At 67.1% G+C, this 19,358-nt stretch carries 22 protein-coding genes; 4 read left to right on the top strand and 18 right to left on the bottom strand.

Translation table 11 applies throughout. The annotated features are described in order from the left end of the window. Positions 1-2: 2 nt before the first annotated feature. Positions 3-1,775 carry a signal peptide peptidase SppA gene (gene sppA, locus H7K45_RS13970; protein ID WP_263996394.1) on the bottom strand — a complete coding sequence of 591 codons (1,773 nt, stop codon included), beginning with the start codon at positions 1,773-1,775 and terminating at the stop codon, positions 3-5. A 68-nt stretch (positions 1,776-1,843) separates the two neighbouring features. Here sppA and H7K45_RS13965 point away from each other — a divergent pair, with 68 nt between their 5' ends. After that, the gene (locus H7K45_RS13965; RefSeq protein ID WP_263996393.1) at positions 1,844-2,770 is read left to right on the top strand and encodes an LLM class flavin-dependent oxidoreductase; all 927 of its coding nucleotides are present in this window, start codon (positions 1,844-1,846) and stop codon (positions 2,768-2,770) included. 60 nt (positions 2,771-2,830) lie between these two features. Here the strand turns inward: H7K45_RS13965 and rplO are convergent, their stop codons facing one another. From rplO to H7K45_RS13905, 12 genes are all read right to left on the bottom strand, one after another. Beyond that, positions 2,831-3,271, bottom strand: a complete 441-nt coding sequence (rplO, locus tag H7K45_RS13960; RefSeq protein ID WP_263996392.1) for a 50S ribosomal protein L15 — start codon at positions 3,269-3,271, stop codon at positions 2,831-2,833. Then, positions 3,271-3,450: a 50S ribosomal protein L30 gene (gene rpmD / locus H7K45_RS13955; RefSeq protein ID WP_263996391.1), complete on the bottom strand. Its 180-nt coding sequence runs from the start codon at positions 3,448-3,450 to the stop codon at positions 3,271-3,273. The genes rplO and rpmD overlap by 1 nt, the downstream gene beginning before the upstream one ends. A 2-nt stretch (positions 3,451-3,452) precedes the next feature. Beyond that, on the bottom strand, positions 3,453-4,148 hold the full coding sequence (rpsE, locus tag H7K45_RS13950) for a 30S ribosomal protein S5 (protein ID WP_263996390.1): 696 nt from the start codon (positions 4,146-4,148) through the stop codon (positions 3,453-3,455). Between the two features lie 28 nt (positions 4,149-4,176). Further along, positions 4,177-4,545, bottom strand: a complete 369-nt coding sequence (gene rplR, locus H7K45_RS13945) for a 50S ribosomal protein L18 (protein ID WP_263997002.1) — start codon at positions 4,543-4,545, stop codon at positions 4,177-4,179. Between the two features lie 42 nt (positions 4,546-4,587). After that, entirely contained in the window at positions 4,588-5,127 is a 540-nt protein-coding gene (gene rplF / locus H7K45_RS13940) for a 50S ribosomal protein L6 (RefSeq protein ID WP_263996389.1), read from the bottom strand. An 11-nt stretch (positions 5,128-5,138) separates the two neighbouring features. Continuing rightward, a complete protein-coding gene (rpsH, locus tag H7K45_RS13935; protein WP_140690905.1) occupies positions 5,139-5,537 on the bottom strand; it encodes a 30S ribosomal protein S8 in 399 nt (132 codons plus the stop codon). A gap of 90 nt (positions 5,538-5,627) precedes the next feature. Continuing rightward, positions 5,628-5,813: a type Z 30S ribosomal protein S14 gene (locus H7K45_RS13930; protein ID WP_263996388.1), complete on the bottom strand. Its 186-nt coding sequence runs from the start codon at positions 5,811-5,813 to the stop codon at positions 5,628-5,630. Positions 5,814-5,817: 4 nt separating this feature from the next. Continuing rightward, a complete protein-coding gene (rplE, locus tag H7K45_RS13925) occupies positions 5,818-6,384 on the bottom strand; it encodes a 50S ribosomal protein L5 (protein WP_263996387.1) in 567 nt (188 codons plus the stop codon). 2 nt (positions 6,385-6,386) lie between these two features. Beyond that, a complete protein-coding gene (gene rplX / locus H7K45_RS13920; RefSeq protein WP_263996386.1) occupies positions 6,387-6,704 on the bottom strand; it encodes a 50S ribosomal protein L24 in 318 nt (105 codons plus the stop codon). After that, positions 6,705-7,073 carry a 50S ribosomal protein L14 gene (gene rplN / locus H7K45_RS13915; RefSeq protein ID WP_149480276.1) on the bottom strand — a complete coding sequence of 123 codons (369 nt, stop codon included), beginning with the start codon at positions 7,071-7,073 and terminating at the stop codon, positions 6,705-6,707. A 224-nt stretch (positions 7,074-7,297) separates the two neighbouring features. Further along, positions 7,298-7,642, bottom strand: a complete 345-nt coding sequence (locus tag H7K45_RS13910) for a heme-binding protein (protein WP_263996385.1) — start codon at positions 7,640-7,642, stop codon at positions 7,298-7,300. 41 nt (positions 7,643-7,683) lie between these two features. Then, a complete protein-coding gene (locus H7K45_RS13905; protein ID WP_263996384.1) occupies positions 7,684-7,971 on the bottom strand; it encodes a hypothetical protein in 288 nt (95 codons plus the stop codon). A 232-nt stretch (positions 7,972-8,203) separates the two neighbouring features. On the opposite strand from H7K45_RS13905, the gene H7K45_RS13900 reads away from it, so the two are divergent. The 3 genes from H7K45_RS13900 to H7K45_RS13890 are packed head-to-tail and all read left to right on the top strand — an operon-like array spanning position 8,204 to position 11,100. Further along, the gene (locus H7K45_RS13900) at positions 8,204-8,764 is read left to right on the top strand and encodes a hypothetical protein (RefSeq protein WP_263996383.1); all 561 of its coding nucleotides are present in this window, start codon (positions 8,204-8,206) and stop codon (positions 8,762-8,764) included. Positions 8,765-8,769: 5 nt separating this feature from the next. Further along, positions 8,770-10,089 carry a Dyp-type peroxidase gene (locus H7K45_RS13895; RefSeq protein ID WP_263996382.1) on the top strand — a complete coding sequence of 440 codons (1,320 nt, stop codon included), beginning with the start codon at positions 8,770-8,772 and terminating at the stop codon, positions 10,087-10,089. 9 nt (positions 10,090-10,098) lie between these two features. Next, positions 10,099-11,100: a hypothetical protein gene (locus H7K45_RS13890; RefSeq protein ID WP_263996381.1), complete on the top strand. Its 1,002-nt coding sequence runs from the start codon at positions 10,099-10,101 to the stop codon at positions 11,098-11,100. A gap of 7 nt (positions 11,101-11,107) precedes the next feature. Here the strand turns inward: H7K45_RS13890 and H7K45_RS13885 are convergent, their stop codons facing one another. The 5 genes from H7K45_RS13885 to H7K45_RS13865 all read right to left on the bottom strand — a co-directional run bounded on the left by H7K45_RS13885 (position 11,108) and on the right by H7K45_RS13865 (position 19,305). Continuing rightward, complete coding sequence (locus tag H7K45_RS13885; RefSeq protein WP_263996380.1) at positions 11,108-11,992, bottom strand: formylglycine-generating enzyme family protein; 885 nt, start codon at positions 11,990-11,992, stop codon at positions 11,108-11,110. 24 nt (positions 11,993-12,016) lie between these two features. Continuing rightward, complete coding sequence (locus tag H7K45_RS13880) at positions 12,017-14,365, bottom strand: arylsulfatase (protein ID WP_263996379.1); 2,349 nt, start codon at positions 14,363-14,365, stop codon at positions 12,017-12,019. 155 nt (positions 14,366-14,520) lie between these two features. Further along, positions 14,521-16,221: a diguanylate cyclase domain-containing protein gene (locus H7K45_RS13875; RefSeq protein WP_263996378.1), complete on the bottom strand. Its 1,701-nt coding sequence runs from the start codon at positions 16,219-16,221 to the stop codon at positions 14,521-14,523. Between the two features lie 5 nt (positions 16,222-16,226). Then, the gene (locus H7K45_RS13870) at positions 16,227-16,373 is read right to left on the bottom strand and encodes a hypothetical protein (RefSeq protein ID WP_263996377.1); all 147 of its coding nucleotides are present in this window, start codon (positions 16,371-16,373) and stop codon (positions 16,227-16,229) included. A gap of 358 nt (positions 16,374-16,731) precedes the next feature. Beyond that, positions 16,732-19,305 (bottom strand): glycosyl hydrolase family 28-related protein, encoded by a 2,574-nt coding sequence (locus H7K45_RS13865; RefSeq protein ID WP_263996375.1) that lies wholly within the window; start codon positions 19,303-19,305, stop codon positions 16,732-16,734. Positions 19,306-19,358: the final 53 nt, after the last annotated feature.

Here is a 19,358-nt window from a genome sequence, read left to right as displayed (position 1 = left end):
GATCAGAAGCGGTGGTCGCCGAGCCACAGCGCGTTGACCCCGGTCACCGACCGCTCCGCCTGCGCCAGGAAGGCCGCCGCCGAACGTCCGACGAGCGAGCCGAAGGCATCGGGCAACGACGCCGCCGCCGGCTGCGACGAGGGCTTCGGCCGAAGCGCGTCCAGCAGTGACGAACCGGGCAGGGCGACGATCTTGGCCTCGACGTCGGCGTCGAAGCCCGCGAGCACCTTGGCGCGACCGACGGCCGTGCGGAGTCCGCCGAGTTCGTCGACCAAGCCCCGCGCCAGGGCGTCGGCGCCGGTCCACACCCGCCCGCGCGCCACGGCGTCGACCTCCTCGACGGTCATGCCCCGACCCTCGGCGACCCGCTGCACGAAGTCGGTGTAGAACAGATCGGCCTCGGCCTCGACGTGCGCCTGCTGCTCGTCGGTGAAGGGCGCGTTGGTCGACCAGGCGTCGGCATTGGCGTTGGTGCGCACCGAATCTGAGCCGATGCCCAGGCGATCCTTGAGATCGCGGGCGACGAGCTTGCCGGTGACCACGCCAATCGAACCGGTCAGCGTTCCCGCATTGGCGACGATCGCGTCGGCCGCCATCGACACGTAGTAACCGCCCGAGGCGGCGACCGCACCCATCGAGGCCACCACGGGCTTGCCTGCGGCGCGCAAACGCACCACCTCGCGCCAGATGGTCTCCGATCCGGTCACCGAACCACCCGGGCTGTCCACCCGCAGCACGACGGCGGAGACGTCGTCGTCGGCACCGGCCTCGCGCAACGCCGCGGCGATGGTGTCACCACCGGCGCTCGAGGTGCCCAGCGGCGAAAGCGTGCGTCCACCACGGCCACTGACGATGGGTCCGGCCAGGGTCACCACGGCGATCGTGGGCTTGGCCTTGCGGCCGGGCAGCGAGGGAACCGACGGTGCCGCGGCCGCCCTGGCGTAACGGGACAGGTACAGCCGGTCCGGCGCCTCGGGATCGTCAGGCGAGACATCCGGTGCGCCAGCCAATTCGGCGATGCGGGCATAGGCCTCGTCACGGAAGCCGATGCGGTCGACGAGACGGCCGGTGACGGCGTCCTCCCGCAACAGCGGGGCCCTGTCTGCCAGCGCGTCCAGGTCGGCGACGTCGACGTGGCGAGACGCGGCCACCGCGGCGAGCACCTGATCGTGCAGGCTCTCGACGAGCCGCCCGTCGGCTTCGCGGTGCGCGTCGGTGTAGCTCTCCTTGGTGAACATGTTGGCCGCCGACTTGTACTCACCGCGGGCGACGAATTGCGCTTGGATGCCTGCCTTTTCGAGGGCGTCGTGCAGGAAGAGCGCGTTGGTGGCGAATCCGACCAGTCCGACGGTGCCGGACGGCTGCATCCAGATCTCCCGGAAGGCCGACGCCAGGTAGTAGGACATCGTGCCCGGGTAGGTCTCGGCCCACGCCAGGGAGGGCTTGACGTCGCTGAACGCGACGATGGCGTCGCGCAGCTCCTGTGCCGGACCCGGAGAGGCGGCGGCCGGTTGCACGCGGGCGATCAGCGCGGCGACGCGATCGTCCTTGGCCGCCCGGTGGATGGCGGCGACCGCCTCGCGCAGCAGCAGCGGTTTGCCGCTGCCGTTCAGCATCGCGAGCGGGTCGAATCCGCCGGTCTCCTGCGGCACCGCCTGCAGGTCGAGTTCGAGGATGCAGCCACGTGGCACGCCGCGGTGGCGGGCGGTGTCGACCTTGCGGACGATGGCGCGCAGTTCGTCGGTGCCGGGAACGTCGGACAGGAAGCTCAACATGTCGACGAGCCTACCGACGGCCGACGGGTGTTCCCGGGGTCGCAGATGGCCGCCGTACCGTGGGGACGATGCGCTACTCCATCTCCCTGCCCCAGCTCGACGTGGACGGCTTCGACGCCGACGGTTTCAAGGCCTACGCGAGACGTGCCGAGGAGCTGGGGTTCGAGGCCGGGTGGACGTTGGAGCAGACGATCGGCGCGGAGCCGTTGATCGCGCCGCTGGAGTTGCTGTCCTACGCAGCGGCGTGCACCACCCGGTTGCGGTTGGGCGTGGCGGTGTTGGTCACCTCCCTGCACGACCCGCTGCAGTTGGCGTCCTCGGCGACGGCGGTGGACCGGCTCAGCCACGGCAGGCTCGACCTCGGGGTGGCTCCGGGAGGCGGCTTTCGGCGCTTCGACGCGTTCGGGGTGGAGCCGAGGACGTTCATCAGCAGCTTCACCGAGGGCCTCGAACTGATGAAGGCGGCATGGTCGGACGACGAGCGGGTGACGTTCCACGGCCGGTTCCGCGACGTCGACGACCTGCCGATCGAGCCAAAGCCCGTGCAGCGGCCGCACCCGCCGATCTGGTTCGGCGGCACGGCCCCTGCCGCACTCGCCCGTGCGGTGCGGCTCGGCGACTCGTTCCTTGGTGCGGGCTCGTCGACCACGGAGACCTTCGCCTCGGTGGCCGCCACCGTGCGACGCGAACTCGACGCCCAGGGCAAGGACGCCGCACGCTTCACCGTCGGCAAGCGGGTGTACTTGATGGTCGACGACGACGCCGGCCGCGCACGGGAGCGCGTCGTCGCCGGCCTGCACCGCAAGTACGGCGGCATGCGCGGCATCGAGGACGTCCCGGTGTCGGGCACGCCCGACGACGTGGCCGCGGGCCTGCGGGCGGTCGTGGCGGCGGGCGCGGAGATGATCCTGCTCAACCCGTTGGGCGACGGCGTCGCCGAGGACCGGGAGCAAATGGAGCGGCTGGCCGCCGAGGTGCTGCCGCAGGTCGGCTGAGCCAGATGACGCAGAAGGCCCCGCACGCAATGCATGCGGGGCCCTCCAACGTAGACGTGCCTACAGCTCGGTGGCCGAACCGCCTGCGGCGTTGATCTTCTCGCGCGCACTGCCACTGAACTTGTGCGCAGTGACGTCGACCTTGACGGAGATCTTGCCGTCGCCGAGGACCTTCACCAGGGTGTTCTTGCGAACCGCCCCGGCGGCGACGAGCTCGTCGACTCCGACGGTGCCACCCTCGGGGAACAACCGGTTCAGGTCGGCGACGTTGACCACTTCGTACTCGGTACGGAAGCGGTTCTTGAAGCCCTTGAGCTTCGGCAGCCGCATGTGGATGGGCATCTGCCCACCCTCGAACGTCACGGGGACGTTCTTGCGGGCCTTGGTGCCCTTGGTGCCGCGGCCCGAGGTCTTACCCTTGGAGCCCTCACCGCGACCGACGCGGGTCTTGGCGGTCTTCGACCCGGGCGCTGGGCGCAGGTCGTGCAACTTGATGGTCATTACGCCTCCTCGACGACGACGAGGTGGTTGACGACGGCGAGCAAGCCACGCGTCTGAGCGTTGTCCTCGCGGACGACGGTCTGACGGATCTTGCGGAGTCCGAGACTCCGCAGGCTCTCGCGCTGCTTCCAACGCGACCCGACGGTGCCACGCACCTGGGTGATCTTTAGTTCAGCCATGACTATGCCGATCCTTCACGCGCTGCCGCTACGGCCAGCGCTTCGCTCTCGCGTCGCGCCTTGAGCATGCTCGGCGGTGCGACGTCCTCGATCGTGAGGCCACGACGTGCGGCGACCTCTTCGGGGCGCTGGATCATCTTCAGCGCGGCAACGGTGGCGTGCACCACGTTGATCGCGTTGTCGCTGCCCAGCGACTTGGCCAGGATGTCGTGCACGCCGGCGCATTCCAGCACCGCGCGGCAGGCGCCACCGGCGATGACGCCGGTACCTGCACTCGCGGGGCGCAGCATGACCACACCCGCGGCCGCCTCACCCTGGACCGGGTGGACGATGGTGCCACCGATCAGCGGCACGCGGAAGAAGCTCTTGCGGGCCTCTTCGACGCCCTTGGCGATCGCGGCGGGAACTTCCTTGGCCTTGCCGTAGCCGACACCGACCATGCCGTTGCCGTCGCCGACGATGACCAGCGCGGTGAAGCTGAAGCGCCGACCACCCTTGACCACCTTCGACACGCGGTTGATGGCGACGACGCGCTCGAGGAAGTTGCTCTTCTCCCCGCCGTCGCGGCCACCACGGCCACCACGGTCGTCACGACGACCGCGTCCGTCGCGGTCTCCACCACCGCCGCCACCCCGCGGGGGGCGGCTGCCGGTGTTTCCGGCGCCGGTTCCGGTTCCTGCTGTTGGCTGATCGGCCATCACGCAGTCCTTCCGTTTCGAGTCTTCATCAGAATTTCAGTCCGCTCTCGCGGGCGGCGTCGGCCAGCGCCGCGATGCGGCCGCCGTAGGTGTAGCCGCCACGGTCGAAGACCACGGTGTCGACGCCAACGGCCTTGGCGCGCTCGGCGATCAGCTGTCCGACGCGGACGCTGTGGGCCTTCTTGTCGCCGTCGACAGCACGCACGTCGGGTTCGATGGACGACGCCGCGGCCACCGTGGTGCCGGACTGGTCGTCGATGAGCTGGACGTGGATGTGGCGCGAGGACCGGTTGACCATCAGGCGGGGACGCTCGGGAGTGCCGGCCACCTTCTTGCGCAACCGCGCGTGACGACGCAGTCGCGACGCCCGACGCGTCTCGGAGACGCTCTGCCCCAAGGGCTTCCGCTTGGGAGCTTCGGTGTTCGTATTGGCCATGAGTTACTTACCCGTCTTTCCGACCTTGCGACGGATCTGCTCGCCTTCGTAGCGAACGCCCTTGCCCTTGTAGGGGTCCGGACGACGCAGGCGGCGGATGTTCGCCGAAATCTGGCCGACTTGCTGCTTGTCGATACCCGTGATCGAGAACTTCGTGGGCGTCTCCACCGCGAAGGTGATGCCCTCGGGGGCCTCGATGACGACCGGGTGGCTGTATCCGAGTGCGAACTCCAGGGTGCTGCCCTTGAGCGCTACGCGGTAGCCGACGCCGAAGATCTCCATCTTGGTGGTGTAGCCCTCGGTCACACCGGTGACGAGGTTGGCGACCAGCGTCCGCGACAGACCGTGCAGCGAACGGCTGCGACGCTCGTCGTCGGGGCGGGTGACCAGGATGGCGCCGTCGTCATCGCGGTCGACGGTGATCGGCTCGGCGACGTCGAGGGTCAGGGTGCCCTTGGGTCCCTTGACCGAGACGTTGCGGCCGTTGATGGTGACGTCGACTCCGGACGGAACCGGAACCGGCTGCTTTCCAATGCGTGACATGTCTTCTTCCCCTACCAGACGTAGGCGAGGACTTCGCCGCCCACGCCTTGTCGAGCTGCCTGACGGTCGGTGAGCAGACCCGAGGACGTGGAGATGATCGCCACGCCCAGGCCACCGAGGACGCGGGGCAAGTTGGTTGACTTCGCGTACACGCGCAGGCCGGGCTTCGAGACTCGCTTGAGGCCCGCAATGCTGCGTTCGCGACTGGGTCCGTACTTGAGTTGCACCACGAGCGCCTTGCCGACCCGAGCATCCTCGGTGCGGAAGTCGGTGATGTAGCCCTGCTCCTTGAGGATCTCGGCGATGTGCACCTTGATCTTGGAGTGAGGCAAGGTCACCTCGTCGTGGTACGCCGAATTGGCGTTGCGCAGACGTGTCAAGAAGTCTGCGATCGGGTCCGTCATGGTCATGACAGCCAGCTCACCTTCCTCGCGGCGGTTCCCGCCGGGTTGATCACCCTTGGGGGCCTACCGCGTGCTTTCCTAGATTGATTGGGGGGGTTACCAGCTGGACTTCTGGACACCGGGCAGTTCGCCGGCATGCGCCATGTCCCGCAGGCAGATGCGGCACAGGCCGAACTTGCGGAACACCGCGTGCGGACGTCCACACTTGTTGCAACGCGTGTAACCGCGCACCTTGAACTTCGGCTTCTTGTTGGCCTTGTTGATCAGCGCCTTCTTTGCCATCTGCTCAGTTCTCCTTGAACGGGAAGCCCAGCGCACGCAGCAGCGCCCGGCCTTCGTCGTCATTGGTCGCCGACGTGACGACGGTGATGTCCATGCCGCGGGGACGGTCGATGCTGTCCACGTCGATCTCGTGGAACACCGACTGCTCGGTCAGACCGAAGGTGTAGTTGCCGCTGCCGTCGAACTGCTTCGACGACAGACCGCGGAAGTCGCGGATACGCGGGAGGCTGATCGAGACCAGCCGGTCGAGGAACTCCCACATGCGGTCGCCGCGCAGCGTCACGCGGGCGCCGATGGGCATTCCCTCGCGGAGCTTGAACTGGGCGATGGACTTGCGGGCCTTGCGGATCTCGGGCTTCTGGCCGGTGATCAGCTGCAGGTCGGTGACGGCGCCGTTGATCAGCTTCGCGTCACGGGCGGCGTCGCCGACGCCCATGTTCACGATGACCTTGACCACGCCGGGGATCTGCATGACGTTGTCGTACTTGAACTGCTCGTTGAGCGATCCCTTGATCTCGTCGAGGTAGCGCTGCTTGAGACGCGGGAGCGTCTTGGTCTCTGCGGTCGTCATCTTCAGATGTCCTTGCCGTTGCGCTTCGACACGCGGACCTTCTTGCCGGTCTCTTCGTCGAAGCGGTAGCCGATGCGGGTGGGGTTGCCATCGGAGTCGACGACCATCACGTTGGAGACGTGGATCGGAGCCTCCTGCGTGACGATGCCGCCCGAGGATGCACCACGCTCGTTCTGAGAGACGGCGGTGTGCTTCTTGATCCGGTTGACGCCCTCGACGAGGACCTTCTCGCGGGTCGGGTAGGCAACCAGGACCTTGCCCTTGGCGCCCTTGTCCTTGCCCGAGATCACCAGGACGGTGTCACCCTTGTGCACCTTCATCTACAACACCTCCGGAGCAAGCGAGACGATCTTCATGAAGCGCTTCTCGCGCAGCTCGCGACCGACCGGCCCGAAGATGCGGGTTCCGCGCGGGTCGTTGTCGGGCTTGATGATGACGGCGGCGTTCTCGTCGAACTTGATGTAGCTGCCGTCGGCACGGCGGCGCTCCTTGACGGTGCGCACGATGACGGCCTTGACGACCTCACCCTTCTTGATGTTGCCACCGGGGATGGCGTCCTTGACGGTCGCCACGATGACATCGCCGATGCCGGCGTAACGCCTACCCGAGCCACCGAGTACGCGGATGCACAAGATCTCCTTGGCGCCCGTGTTGTCGGCGATCTTGAGCCGCGATTCCTGCTGAATCACTAGATCTCCTCGAATCGATTGCACGACGAACAGCACTAAACTGCTCGACGTACGCGGTCTTCGTCACCGAAGGGCACGCAGGGTGTCCGCTTGCTTTCGCACGCGACCACCGAGGTCTGCCCAGGGCAACCCCTACATAGTAGGTGGGCCTGGGCTATGCACCAAATCGTTCGAGTTCGGCGCCGAGGCCGGTTGCCTCGAGGAACGGCACGTGCGGCGCAGCGTCAGCCCATCGGGCCGTCGGGGATCGGTGCATCGCATCGCTCCCGGAAGTCGGCCGCCGGCTGTCGTACACCGGCCAGTTCATCCCTCACCCGAGGATTGGCGTCGAGATAGGCCGTGGTCTCGGCGCGCATCTGCTCGCGGTCCTTGCCCTTGAGGCTGGTGAAGAAGTCGTTGACCTCGGGATGGGTGAACAAGTACGTGGCCATACCGGCGTTCACCCCGGACATGACGCCTGCCAGGTCGCCGGCCGAACAGTTCGGCGGGTCCGCTGCCGCGGTGGCGGCGCCGCCGAGAAGCGTGGCCCCCGCGACGACGCCGGCACCGATCAGACGACTCAACGACATGGCAACTCCTCGTGTACGTGGTGGACGGTGGGCACGGGTCATCACCGCGGCCCGATGCCGGGTCTGCCGGGGCGGCCGAAGTCCGGCGGGGGCAGGATCACGTCGACGCCCCAGCCGTCGTCGCAGTACCAGGGGTCCGCGCAATAGGAGGGGTACGCCGTCGCCGACGGCGGCGTCGGTCCGCCGCCGCGAACGGTGCCCTGGGCGCACACGGTCGCGTATCCGGCATTCGTGCACTCCGCGACTGCCGGTGCCGCCGTACTCACTCCGATCGGCAAGAGCGCGGCGACCGAGACGAGGAATGCGCCATACCGTCGTAGTCGTCGCATCATCTCTCCCTTCGTGCGTGGGGCGGACGCTACACCCGGGGTTCTCGCGAAATGGCCGTTCGGACGATTTTGTGGTCATTAAAAGCCTTTGTTGGCTAAATATTGCGGTAGCTAATCATCGGTTTCTTGCAGAAGCCCGGTCACGAAATTCGGCCCACGTTCATCACGAAACAGACGACCAAGATCGTCGACGGGGAGTAGTGTCCCCCACCGACGAGACGAGGGGGGTGTCATGGCTGGTAGTGAGCCCGATTGGACCAAGCCGGCGGCGATGGCGATACCGCCGGAGGGCTACCTCGAATTGGAGCGCGGCCGGTACGGACCGGTATTTCCTCGCACCCCGGCTTGTTACGGTTTTTCGATCATCGCGAAGGTCAAAGAAGGCCGCGAAGACGTCGTCCGCGCGTACGGCAAGACGATCGAGAAAACCATTGCCACGAGCCCAGAGGCCCTGGCACCCCTGAAATTGCATTACCTGCGGTGGAATCTGTTCGACATTGGATCGGGCCTGCACTTTCAGTACATGGGCATCTTCGACACGGACTTCGACAAGTACACCGAGGACGCCGTCGAATTGTTCAGCGCCACCGGCATCACCACCGTGTTCACCAACCTCGAGGGATTTCCCGAGGATTGGAAGGAGAACCCGAGCGCCTTCGTCCAGTTCGTGCGTGAGCATCAGATGCCGAGCTTCCTCGAGTACGGCGAGTACCCCTATGTGACCGCAGACGAGATCAAGAAGGCTCTGCGGCTCAAGGCTTCCTTCTCCACCATGCTCGACCAGATGCAGTAACGGCAGTGCTCGAGCTCGACGACATCCAGCACATCCTGCTGACCCGCACTCCGGCCATGACCGGCCGATACGAGTTCCTGACCTTCGACACCTCCGACGGCGGCCGCGCCTGGCTGTCGGCGCTGGTCGACAAGACGCAGTCGGCCCAGGACGCCGACGCCACCATGGACGAGTCCGATCGGTGGGTCACGCTGGCCTTCACCTGGACCGGCCTGCGCGCGCTGGGTGTGCCCGAGGAGTCCCTGGCCACGTTTCCCGACGCATTCCGCGAGGGAATGGCGTCGCGGGCCAGCATCCTCGGTGACACCGGCACAAATTCACCGGACCACTGGAGCGGCGGGCTCGCCGGTGACGACCTGCATGCCATTGCAATCCTGTTCTCCCGCAACGACGATCGATGCGCTCGGTCGATTGCCGAGCACGACGCGCTGCTGGCCCGCACCCCGGGCGTACGCAGCCTGTCGCACCTGGATCTCAACGCCAACCCGCCGTTCAACTACGCCCATGACCACTTCGGCTTCCGGGACCGGCTCTCGCAGCCCGTCATGAAGGGCTCGGGTGAGCAACCCACACCGGGGTCCGGCGAGCCCCTGGAACCCGGTGAGTTCATCCTCGGATATCCCGACGAGAACGGTCCCGTCGCCAATCTGCCGCAGCCGGAGGCGTTGTCACGCAACGGAAGTTTCATGGCCTATCGGCGGCTCGCGGAGCACGTGGCGGTGTTTCGGGACTACCTGCGCGAGAACGCCGAGACACCCGAGGACGAGGAATTGCTCGCGGCGAAGTTCATGGGTCGATGGCGCAGCGGCGCACCACTGGTGCTCGCACCCGACGCCGACGATCCCGAGCTGGGTGCCGATCCACTGCGCAACAACGACTTCGGCTACCGGGAGTCCGACCCGTTCGGCTACGCGTGTCCGCTGGGGTCACACGCCCGTCGGCTCAACCCGCGCGACACCGCGCACTACATGAACCGGCGGAGGATGATTCGCCGCGGCGCGACCTATGGTCCGGCCCTACCCGAGGGCGCACCCGACGACGGCGTCGAGCGCGGCATCGCGGCGTTCATCATCTGCGCCGATCTGGTGCGCCAATTCGAATTCGCCCAGAACGTATGGATCAACGACGAGACCTTCCACGAACTCGGCAACGAACACGACCCGATCTGCGGTACGCAGGACGGCACGCGGGACTTCACGGTGCCGAAGCGGCCCATCCGCACGGTGCTCCGCGGCATCCCCTCCTTCACCACCCTCACCGGCGGCGCGTACTTCTTCCTGCCAGGGATCAGCGCGCTACGCCACCTCACCTCACTCGGCGCCTGAGAGGCCAGCATGCGGGCACGCACCTACAACCAGCAGCACGTCGCCCGCCCGCACGACGGGTCACGTCGCGTCAGTATCTACTGGACGTGGAGCTATCCCTGGGAATCGCAACGGGATCCGGCCGGCATCTACAACCGGTTCTCCACCATCACCGAGGTTCGCAACGTCGCGTGGCCGGCCTACGAAACCCCGGAGTACGACGCGGCGAACTTCCTCCAGGGCATCGCCGGCACGTTGGAACTGTTCCATCGATCCACGTTGCCGTTCCAAGCGCTGGTCGAGGAGACGACCGGCCACCCCGTGGCGGTCTTCCAACGCGTGGACCAAGCCGGGTACCGGCAGCCGATCGACGAGCGCATCCTGGCCGACACCGACACCCTCATGGTGTTCGGCCTCGACCACCTGCTGGCCGAGCAAGAGGCCGCGCCCGAGGAGATCGCGACGATCAGGCAATGGCTGACGCGGGAGGGAACCTGCCTGCTGCTGGCTCCCCACCACGACGTCGGATTCACCGACGACGTCGAACAGCGCCAAGTCGAGTACGCGCACCATGGCGACCGCCTGGTTCCCCGTCAGCAGCGCTTCGGCCGCTTCACGCGCTCGCTCATGGACGCCTTGGAGGTACCGGTCCACAACACGTGGGGACTGCGGCCCGCGGTGGTCGAGGGCACCACCGAGATCGCGCCGCTAACCGGGTTTCGGGACCTCGACGACGTCCGTCTGCTCGACGACGTCACGACCCTCAACTTTCACCCGCACCTTCCGCATTACGAACTCACCGCACCGGAGGGCCCCGAACTCCGGGTGCTGGGCCGCCAACGGGTGGATCCACACCGGCCGCACCCGTTCACCGCGCAGGGCAACACCGAATTCAACGCCCTCATTTGGATGCCACCGCGCACCTCGCGCGCCGGTGACATCGTGCTGATCGACTCCACCCACTTCACCACCCTGTTCGGCGGGACCGACAGTCTCGTCAACCTGTGGCGCAACCTCGCGACGATGGCCTGACTGAGGATCAGAGGTCGACGACGCAGCGAAAGCCGATGTGCGTGGTGGCGCTGTCCTGCGATTGCGACGACCGCGCCGCTGGCCGGTAGCGGTGGCAGTACTCCGGGGCGCACAGATGGGATCCGCCCTTGAGGGTCTGGTTGACGCTGGGATCCGCCTCGCGCGACGGCGTGCAACACCCCTTCTCCCCCGCTCCTTCCCGCCGGTGCCTGATGCTGTACCTCGTCGTCGTCCACTCCCACACGTTGCCGATCATGTCGAGCAACCCAAAACCGTTGGGCGGGAACGTACCCACCGGCGAAGTGCCCACCCAACCCAAGGCCCCGTCGTTGCGATACGGGAACCGGCCCTGCCAGGTGTTGGCCATCAGCACACCGCCGGGTGACACCTCCTCACCCCACGGGTAAGTGGTGCCTGCACCGCCGCCTGCGGCGTACTCCCATTCCGCCTCGGTCGGCAGTCGCCGCCCCGCCCATTGCGCGTAGGCGACCGCGTCGGCGTAGCAGACTTGGACGACGGGGTGGTCGGGCCGCCCCTCCAGCGAGCCTGGGTCACCGAACGGCTGCCGCCACCAGGCACCGGGCGCCCAGTCCCACCACTGCCGCCAGTCCCTCAGGTCGACGGGACCGGCGGTGGGCCGAAAGACGAGCCCGCCGGGGATTAGATCCGACGCGGCCACCCCGGGGTACGCCGAGGGGTCAAGCGGTCGCTCGGCCACGGTGACGTACCCGGTGTCCTCGACGAATCGGGCGTACTGCGCGGTGGTGACGGGATGTCGTTCCACCCCCAGGGCGCCGACCGTCGCCGCGTGGACGGGAGTTTCCTCCGGGTAGAAGGCCGCCGACCCCATGTGGAACGTCCCGCCCGGCAGCTCGATCAGCTCCGTCAGCATGCCGTCCAGGGTAGGCGCGGCCAGTTAGTCCTTGGCGAACGCTCGCGCCAGGTCCCTTTCCAGATCCTGATACGGCGTACCCGAGACGTCCACCACGACCTTGGCGATGGACCCGCCCGTGAAGGGGTACGGCGCTCGGTAGCTCGTCGAGACGGCTTGACCCTCGTTGCGGCCCACCGCGAAACCCGCGCCAGAAATACCGAAGGTGCCGGGCTGAGTTCGCACGCCTGAACGGCTGGCGACGACCTCGCCGTCGACGTGAAGCGAGACGTCCCCCAACGGAGTGTGACTCCCCTCGACCACCCCGGTGCGGACGTAGCTCACGCCAAAGACATGCTCTCCCAGAGGAATTGGATCGGCTGCGGCGACGAGCTGTTCCTCCTCCCCCAGGAAGTTGTACACGTACTGCAGCCTGCGGTCCTGGACGAAGAACACGTGACCGCCGTGACCGGCGCCGTGTTTGAAGAGCACGCCCTCGGCGTCGGCAGACTCCACGTCCACCTCGACCATGATGGAGTAGGACTGTCCCTTCAGTTCCACGGCGGCGCCGCTGCCCACCTCCGCGGAGTCCGGATAGTAGGTGAAGCTCTGCCGGTCACCCGTCAGATAGGGGCGAAACCTGGTGATGGTCTCAATGATGTTCAGATCGGACAGCGGGAGCCCGTTGTACTTCTCGGCCTCGGTGAACCACAGCGCCTGGAGTTCGGCGAGCTTGTCGGGGTGCTCGGCTGCAACGTCATGGCACTGGCTGCGGTCGGATTCGATGTGGAAGAGCTCCCACCGATCCTTGGCGAAGTTGGACCAACCGGATGGGGTGGCGGCGTGCAACGTGTTGGCGAACCAGCCGTCGTGCCAGATCCCACGCGTGCCCAGCATCGTGTAGAACTGCGTCCGCTTGCCGGTGTCGGCGGCCGGGTCCGCCAGCGCCGCCTTGAAACTCAGCCCGTCCAGGGGCTTCTGAGCAATTCCGCCGACCTCACCCGGTGGATCGATGTCGAGGAGGTCGTAGATGGTGGGGGTCACGTCGCACACGTTGACGTAGTGGTCGCGCACCTCGCCGTGGGCGTCGATTCCGTTGGGCCAGCTGATGATTGCGGTGTCGGCGATGCCTCCCTCGTGGGAGGCGTAGCGCTTGAACAGCTTGTACGGAGTGTTGAAGGCCATCGCCCAGCCAATGGGATAGTGGTTGAACGTCCTCGGGCTGCCGAGATCGTCGTAGAAGCGCAGGCTCTCCTCGACGGTGTCGATGTAGCCGTTGAAGAACTTGCCCTCGTTCACCGAGCCATTCGGCCCACCTTCGCCGCTGGCGCCGTTGTCGGAGATCACCACGATGATCGTGTCGTCGAGCTGCCCCGACTCCTCCAGATAGTCGAGGATGCGGCCAATCTGGGCGTCGGTGTAGGACAGGAAACCGGCGAACACCTCCGCCATCCGGCTGAACAACCGCTTCTCGTCGTCGTCGAGGGAGTCCCACGGGCGCACCGTGTCCTGGTAGGGCCAGGCCTCGCCGTTGGGCCCGGTCACGTCGAGGTACGGGTTGACGGGCGACAGTTCGGTGTCCGGCGGGACGATGCCCAGCCTCTTCTGGTTCTCCAGGACGATGTCGCGATAGGCCTCGTATCCCATGTCGAAGCGACCGGAATACCGGTCGGCCCATTCCTTGAACACGTGGTGCGGGGCGTGGCCGGCACCGGGGCAGAGGTAGGAGAACCACGGCTTGTCGGGCGCGATGACCTTGGCGTCGCGGATGAACTCGATGGTCTTGTCGGCCAGGTCCTTCGACAGGTGGTAGCCCTCTTCGGGCGTCGCCGGCGGAGCGACGGGGTGGTTGTCGTAGACGAGGTCGGGGTACCACTGGTCGGTCTCGCCGCCCATGAAGCCGTAGAACCGTTCGAAGCCACGGCTGAGCGGCCAATGACGTTTCGCGGCAGCAAGATTCGACTCCTCGAGCGGCGTGAGGTGCCACTTGCCGACGCAGTAGGTGTTGTACCCTCGTTCGGCGAGCACCTCCGACAGCAGCGCGGTGTCCTTGGGGATGCGGCCGTTGCAGTTCGGGAAGCCGTCGGTGAACTCCTCGATGGTCGCCATGCCGACGGTGGTGGCGTTGCGCCCGGTGAGCAGCGACGCCCTGGTTGGCGAGCACAGGGCGGTGGTGTGAAACTGCGAGAGACGGACGCCGCGTTCGGCGATCCGGCTCATCGCGGGCATGTCGACGAGGCCACCGAAGCAGTCCCACGTCGCGATGCCGGTGTCGTCCCAGACCAGGTACAGCACGTTGGGCGATCCCGGCGGTGCCACCGGCGCCTGATAGGGACCCCAGTCGGGTTCGGAATCGCGAATGTCGAGCTCGATCTTGCCCTTGAATTCGGTCATCGCGCCCCGTCCAGGTCGGTCCGTCGCCACGTCTTGACGATGGCCAGGACAGTACACCGGGACTGGCTCGCGGGGACGACTATCGGGCGACGCCGGCGGGGAACCGCGGTGGCCATTCCGTCACCAGAACGCGTTGTGCGACAACGATGCCGACCCTACCGAGGACCCCCCGCGTGGGCGCCCGACGCGGGTGGCGGACCACCGGGTCTGCGGTAGACCCGGCGGCGCCGTTTGGCCTTGGTCGCGTACATCGCCGAGTCCGCGTCACGCAGGATCTCGATGGCGGTGCGCTCGTCGTCGGGGGTGACGACGGTGACGCCGACGCTGCCCTGGGTGCGGACGGTCGCGGCGCCGAGCTTCATCGGTTCGGCGAGGTTGCGCTCCAGACGCGCGACGTAGGAGGCAAGCTGCGCGGGGCTGGCGTCCCCGGCGACCAAGGTGACGAACTCGTCGCCGCCGAGGCGCCCGACGACGTCGTGGGGTCCGACCGACGCGCGCAGGCACTGCGCGACGCTCCGTAGCAGTTCGTCACCGGAGTCGTGGCCAAGTGAGTCGTTGATCGCCTTGAGGTTGTCGAGATCGATGAACAGCACCGCGCCGAGTCGCCGATCACCCTGCGCGCGAAGCGAAGCCGCGATCTGGTTCAGGATCGCCGCACGGTTCGGCAACCCCGTCAGAGCGTCGTGCGTGGCGCGATGGGTCAGCCGCTCGCGGGCGACCTGTTCGGCGGTGATGTCGGAGAACGACACCAGGATCGTGGCGCCGTGGCGGTCGTCGCCGTCGAGCAACCGACAGCTCACCCGGAGCCAGACGCGCCGGCCGTCGGGGCGGTCGATTCCGATGATCGAGCCGTGAACGGGCCTGCCCGTCCGGACGGTCTGGGCGACGGGGCGGTCGTCCTGGTCGACGGGGTGCCGGCTGACGTCGTACATCGGTATCCGGTGCACCGCCCGCCCGTCACCCGCGACCAGGGTGGCCGCAGGCAGGCCGAGGATGCGCTCGGCCGCCGGGTTGACCGACGTGACGCGGCCCGTCGCGTCGACGACGAGGATGCCTTCCTCGAGGGAGTTGACGATCTTGCGCAGAAGTCGTTCACCGCCACGGGAGGCGGTCTCGTCGATGCACGCCAACACGTAGCCGGTGTCCAAGGGCGCGACCGACATTCGGACGATCAGCTGTTGACCGTCGGCCGCGTGGTGGGTGGCGAGCACCGCGCCGCCACCCTCGACGACCGCGGGGAGGTCGAAGGTGGCGCCGACGGCGTCCCCGACCGGCGTCGCCAGCGCGCTGGCCGCGGGTCGTTGATAGATGACCTCGGCGGCCCTGTTCCACTTGGTCACGAGCCCGGTGACAGTCGTCGCGATGATCGCGACGTCGACCCTCTCCACCAGCGCCGCCTGGTAGCGCAGGCTTCGCTGCGCGGTGCGGACGAAGGTCAGATCGCGAAGAGTGACGTGATAGGCCGGTGCGCCCTCCCAGGTTGTCAGCGTGGTGACGGTCTCGACGTCGAGCGTGGTGCCGTCGAGGCGCAGCAGCACTCCCTCCGACGGCCGGGTGACGTCACCCTCGTTGCGCAACGTCGCCATGCGCGCGAGGACGGCTTCGATCGAGTCGGGATGGATGAAGTCGACCAACTGGTGGCCGTGCACCTGATCGGCGTACTGCGCTCCCACCCAGCGCAGTGCCGTCTGATTGGCGTAGACGACGCGGCCCTCCTGGTGCACGGCGATGCCGTCGGGGCTCTTGTCGACGAGCCGTCGAAACGGCGCGTCGCCGAGGGATCCGTCCCCGTGTGCGACGCGCCCATTACGACGGGTCGTTCCGTCGTGGCTGGCGATGAAGTCGGGGTGGGCCATCGTGATCAGCCGTCCGGATGCCCGGGATTTCGTCGGCGCGGCAACCCGGTCGGCGAGGTCGGGGAGATCGCAATGGCCGGTCCGCGGCCGTGGGTGGGGCCGCGGTCGTCGTGTCGACCGAGCAGCGTGCGCCACGCGCTTCTGCCCGTCATCCGATCCGCCCTTCCTTCAAGGGACCACCGAAGAGGTCCGGAAACATTGCAATTTCGCCGCGGCCTCTTGCGTACGGCGGCCTGGCCCGTCTCGATGCGGCAGTCGAACCAGTCGTCAGTTAACCCTCAGGCAACGGCCGCATCGATGCATCATAGCGGCGGGAGATGCAGCGCTGCGTAACGTCGATTCGTTGCCCGCAGTCATCAGTGCTGATGTTATGCCATTGAGCAGGCATTCACTAGGCAGTGGCCGACGTTTGCCGAGCTGGATGCGCAATTGCTCCAGCTCTGGCGGATCCCGCGGCCGATCTCGACCATCAGCTACTGCACCATGACTCCGTCGTGCGGGAGGCCGAGCTCAGACCGGGCTGGTGTCGCCGTAAAGGGCCGACCGCCACTGCGGCGAGGTCTCGCCGTCGTGGCGCCAGGTGGCGCTGATGTACCAGTCCACGGGACCATACGGACCGCCCTGCCAGGCGATGTCGGACGCAGTGGCATCCCGGTCGCTGACGTACGTGACGTCTTCGACTCGCACACCCCGCCCGGCGACACCCTCGGTCGGGTTGCCGCCACCGAATTCGACGGCCCACCAGGTTGACCCTACGTGCGCGTCGGTGATCACCTCGATCTCCTCGACGTCGACGTCGAACACCTGCAGCAGGCGCACGCCGTAACCTGCCCCGCTACCGCGGCCCGGTAGGTACGCACCGATGTGGTCGAACGTCGAATCCGAGACGCGGTAGAGCATCACGGCGCTCGCGTCCGCACCGTAGGAGGCGACGTTCCCAAAGTCGACGCCGGCGATGTCCTGGATGAGGATTCGGCCCGGACCCTGAAGGACGAGGTCGTTCACCTGAAGGTTCGACGACGGCAGATCCTCGGCAGAGATGCCGGAGCGCAGCTGACCCGCGCCAAGCAGGTTGACGTCGCTCGCGTGGTCGGAGACGAGTCGCACATCGTCGATCACCGAATCTCGCAACGACGCGAGCAGGATTCCTCCGTTGCCACCGCCAAACGGACCGTCGGCGGCCATGCTCTCGGCGTGGATGTTCTGCAGCGTGATACCGGCGAACTTGCTGGTCGTGGTCGCGGGGGTTTCCACTGCAATCGACCAGTTCTTGGAGCCGCGGATGGTGACGTCGCTGATCGAGGAACCGGCGAAGTCCCACCACTTGGAGTCCTCGGTGCCGTCGATGTTGTTGGTGCCCAGAACTATTCCCGTTTGCGCACCGTCGACGGTTACGCCCGAGATGTGAATGTTCCGTGAGGCGAGGCTGGTCCAATCGCCAGGCCCGGTGGCCTTCGCAGAGTTGATCTGGACGCCGAACTCCTTGCCACTCACGGTGACGTCGCTGATGGTGATGTCGTAGCCGCCCTGCACCCGGACGCCGCTGGCTCGGCCGCCGGTGACCGAGATGTGCGAGGCCACCGAACCCCCGTTGTTCCACTCCCCAAGCCCCGGCTGATTGAAGGGCCCGTCGGTGGGCCCGTAGGTCCAGGGTTGGGTCGGGTCGTAGTAGGTCACGAAGGCCAAACCGTCGTCGCCGGTGTTCTGGGCGACGAGGCCGTCGACGGTGACTCGCCGATTCGAATTGAAGTGCAAACCGTCGGCCAAGGTGCCGATGGCCGTGAAGTTCGTGACCGTGACGTCGGAGGCACCCATGATGACGGCTCCGGCCTGCGGGGCGTTGACCGTCCGCCCGTTCACGATCGACACGAACTCGACCTTTCCCGTCGAGCCCGTCCACCCGGACGGCGGCGGGGAGTCCGACGGATAACCGAGTACCGAGATCCCGTCGCCGAAGCTTCGCGCGGACGGCCTGACGACCCATTCGATGGTCGGATTCAAAATTGCGACGTGCGAAGCGGTGCCCTCCACGCGAATGCCGTGACTCGTGCCCAAACCGTTCGCATCGAGGTTGTCCATCAGCAGGCGTGCTCCCGGCGCGAACTCCACCGTGACGTCGGAAAGGCCGTTGAGATAGATCGCCGCGTCACCGGCAGGATGTTGCTGGGCGAATCGGTAATCGCCCAACGGTATGTAGAGACGCCCACCAGAGGTCAACGCCGCAACGGCGGCCTTGATGGCCGTCGAGTCGTCGGTCACGCCGTCGCCGATCGCGCCATAGTCCTTGACATCGACGGTTGGCACGGTCGAGGCGGACGTCGCGGACGAGGCGCTCGTGGAGCTGGAGACCACCGCACGTGGCGAATACGCGGCGGCGACGATCGACACCTCGAGCTGGCGTCGCACCCAGGCCAGCACCGTCCACATCGACGGGGGCTCGACGGGTACCGCGGGGGTGTCGACGGCGCCCGGGATGGTGACGACGCTCGTCGGTGGCGTCGCCGCCTGCTGGGCTGGGCTGAAATCGGCGGATGGCGTCGCCGAGGCAGCTCGCACCGGCTGGGCGACCGCGACTGACGACGCCCGATCGTCGACTGCCGCATCCTCGGTCGAGGAGACGGCATCGGCCCGGGCTGGCTTCTCGTCGTGTGCGGCGGGTGCCGTGGACTTCGTAGCCGCTGAGAGCTCGTCGGCATCGGCCCGTCGCGGCACCTTCGCGGAGGCGGGACTAGTAGTCGTCGCGTCGGTCCGACGGTGCCTGACGACGGTGCCGGCTGATTCGGTGGGGTCGTCGTCGGCCGTGGCGTCTGATGTGTCGGCGGTGTTGGTCGACGTGGCGCCCGTACCACCCGCAGCGGAGTGGCCGCCGCCGCCAACCGTGGTCGTGGGCTGGTTACCATCACCGGTGGCGCCAGTGTGCGGACTGCCGCCGGACGGCGACGACGACGACGGACCGTCGGAACTCGACGATGCGGACGCACCCGACGAATCCGACGAATCCGACGCGGATGGTTCCGCGGCCGCTGTCCCGTATCCGGTGGTCAAGGCGAAGCCGACAGAGGCGGCTCCCGCCAACAGCATCATGCTTGCTCGTTCGTACACCGCATCCCCCGAACTAATTATCGCCCGCGTCAACG

This window comes from Mycobacterium yunnanensis (assembly GCF_025823185.1).
GTDB lineage: Bacteria > Actinomycetota > Actinomycetes > Mycobacteriales > Mycobacteriaceae > Mycobacterium > Mycobacterium yunnanensis.
This window is presented reverse-complemented; position numbering and strand designations above follow the sequence as displayed.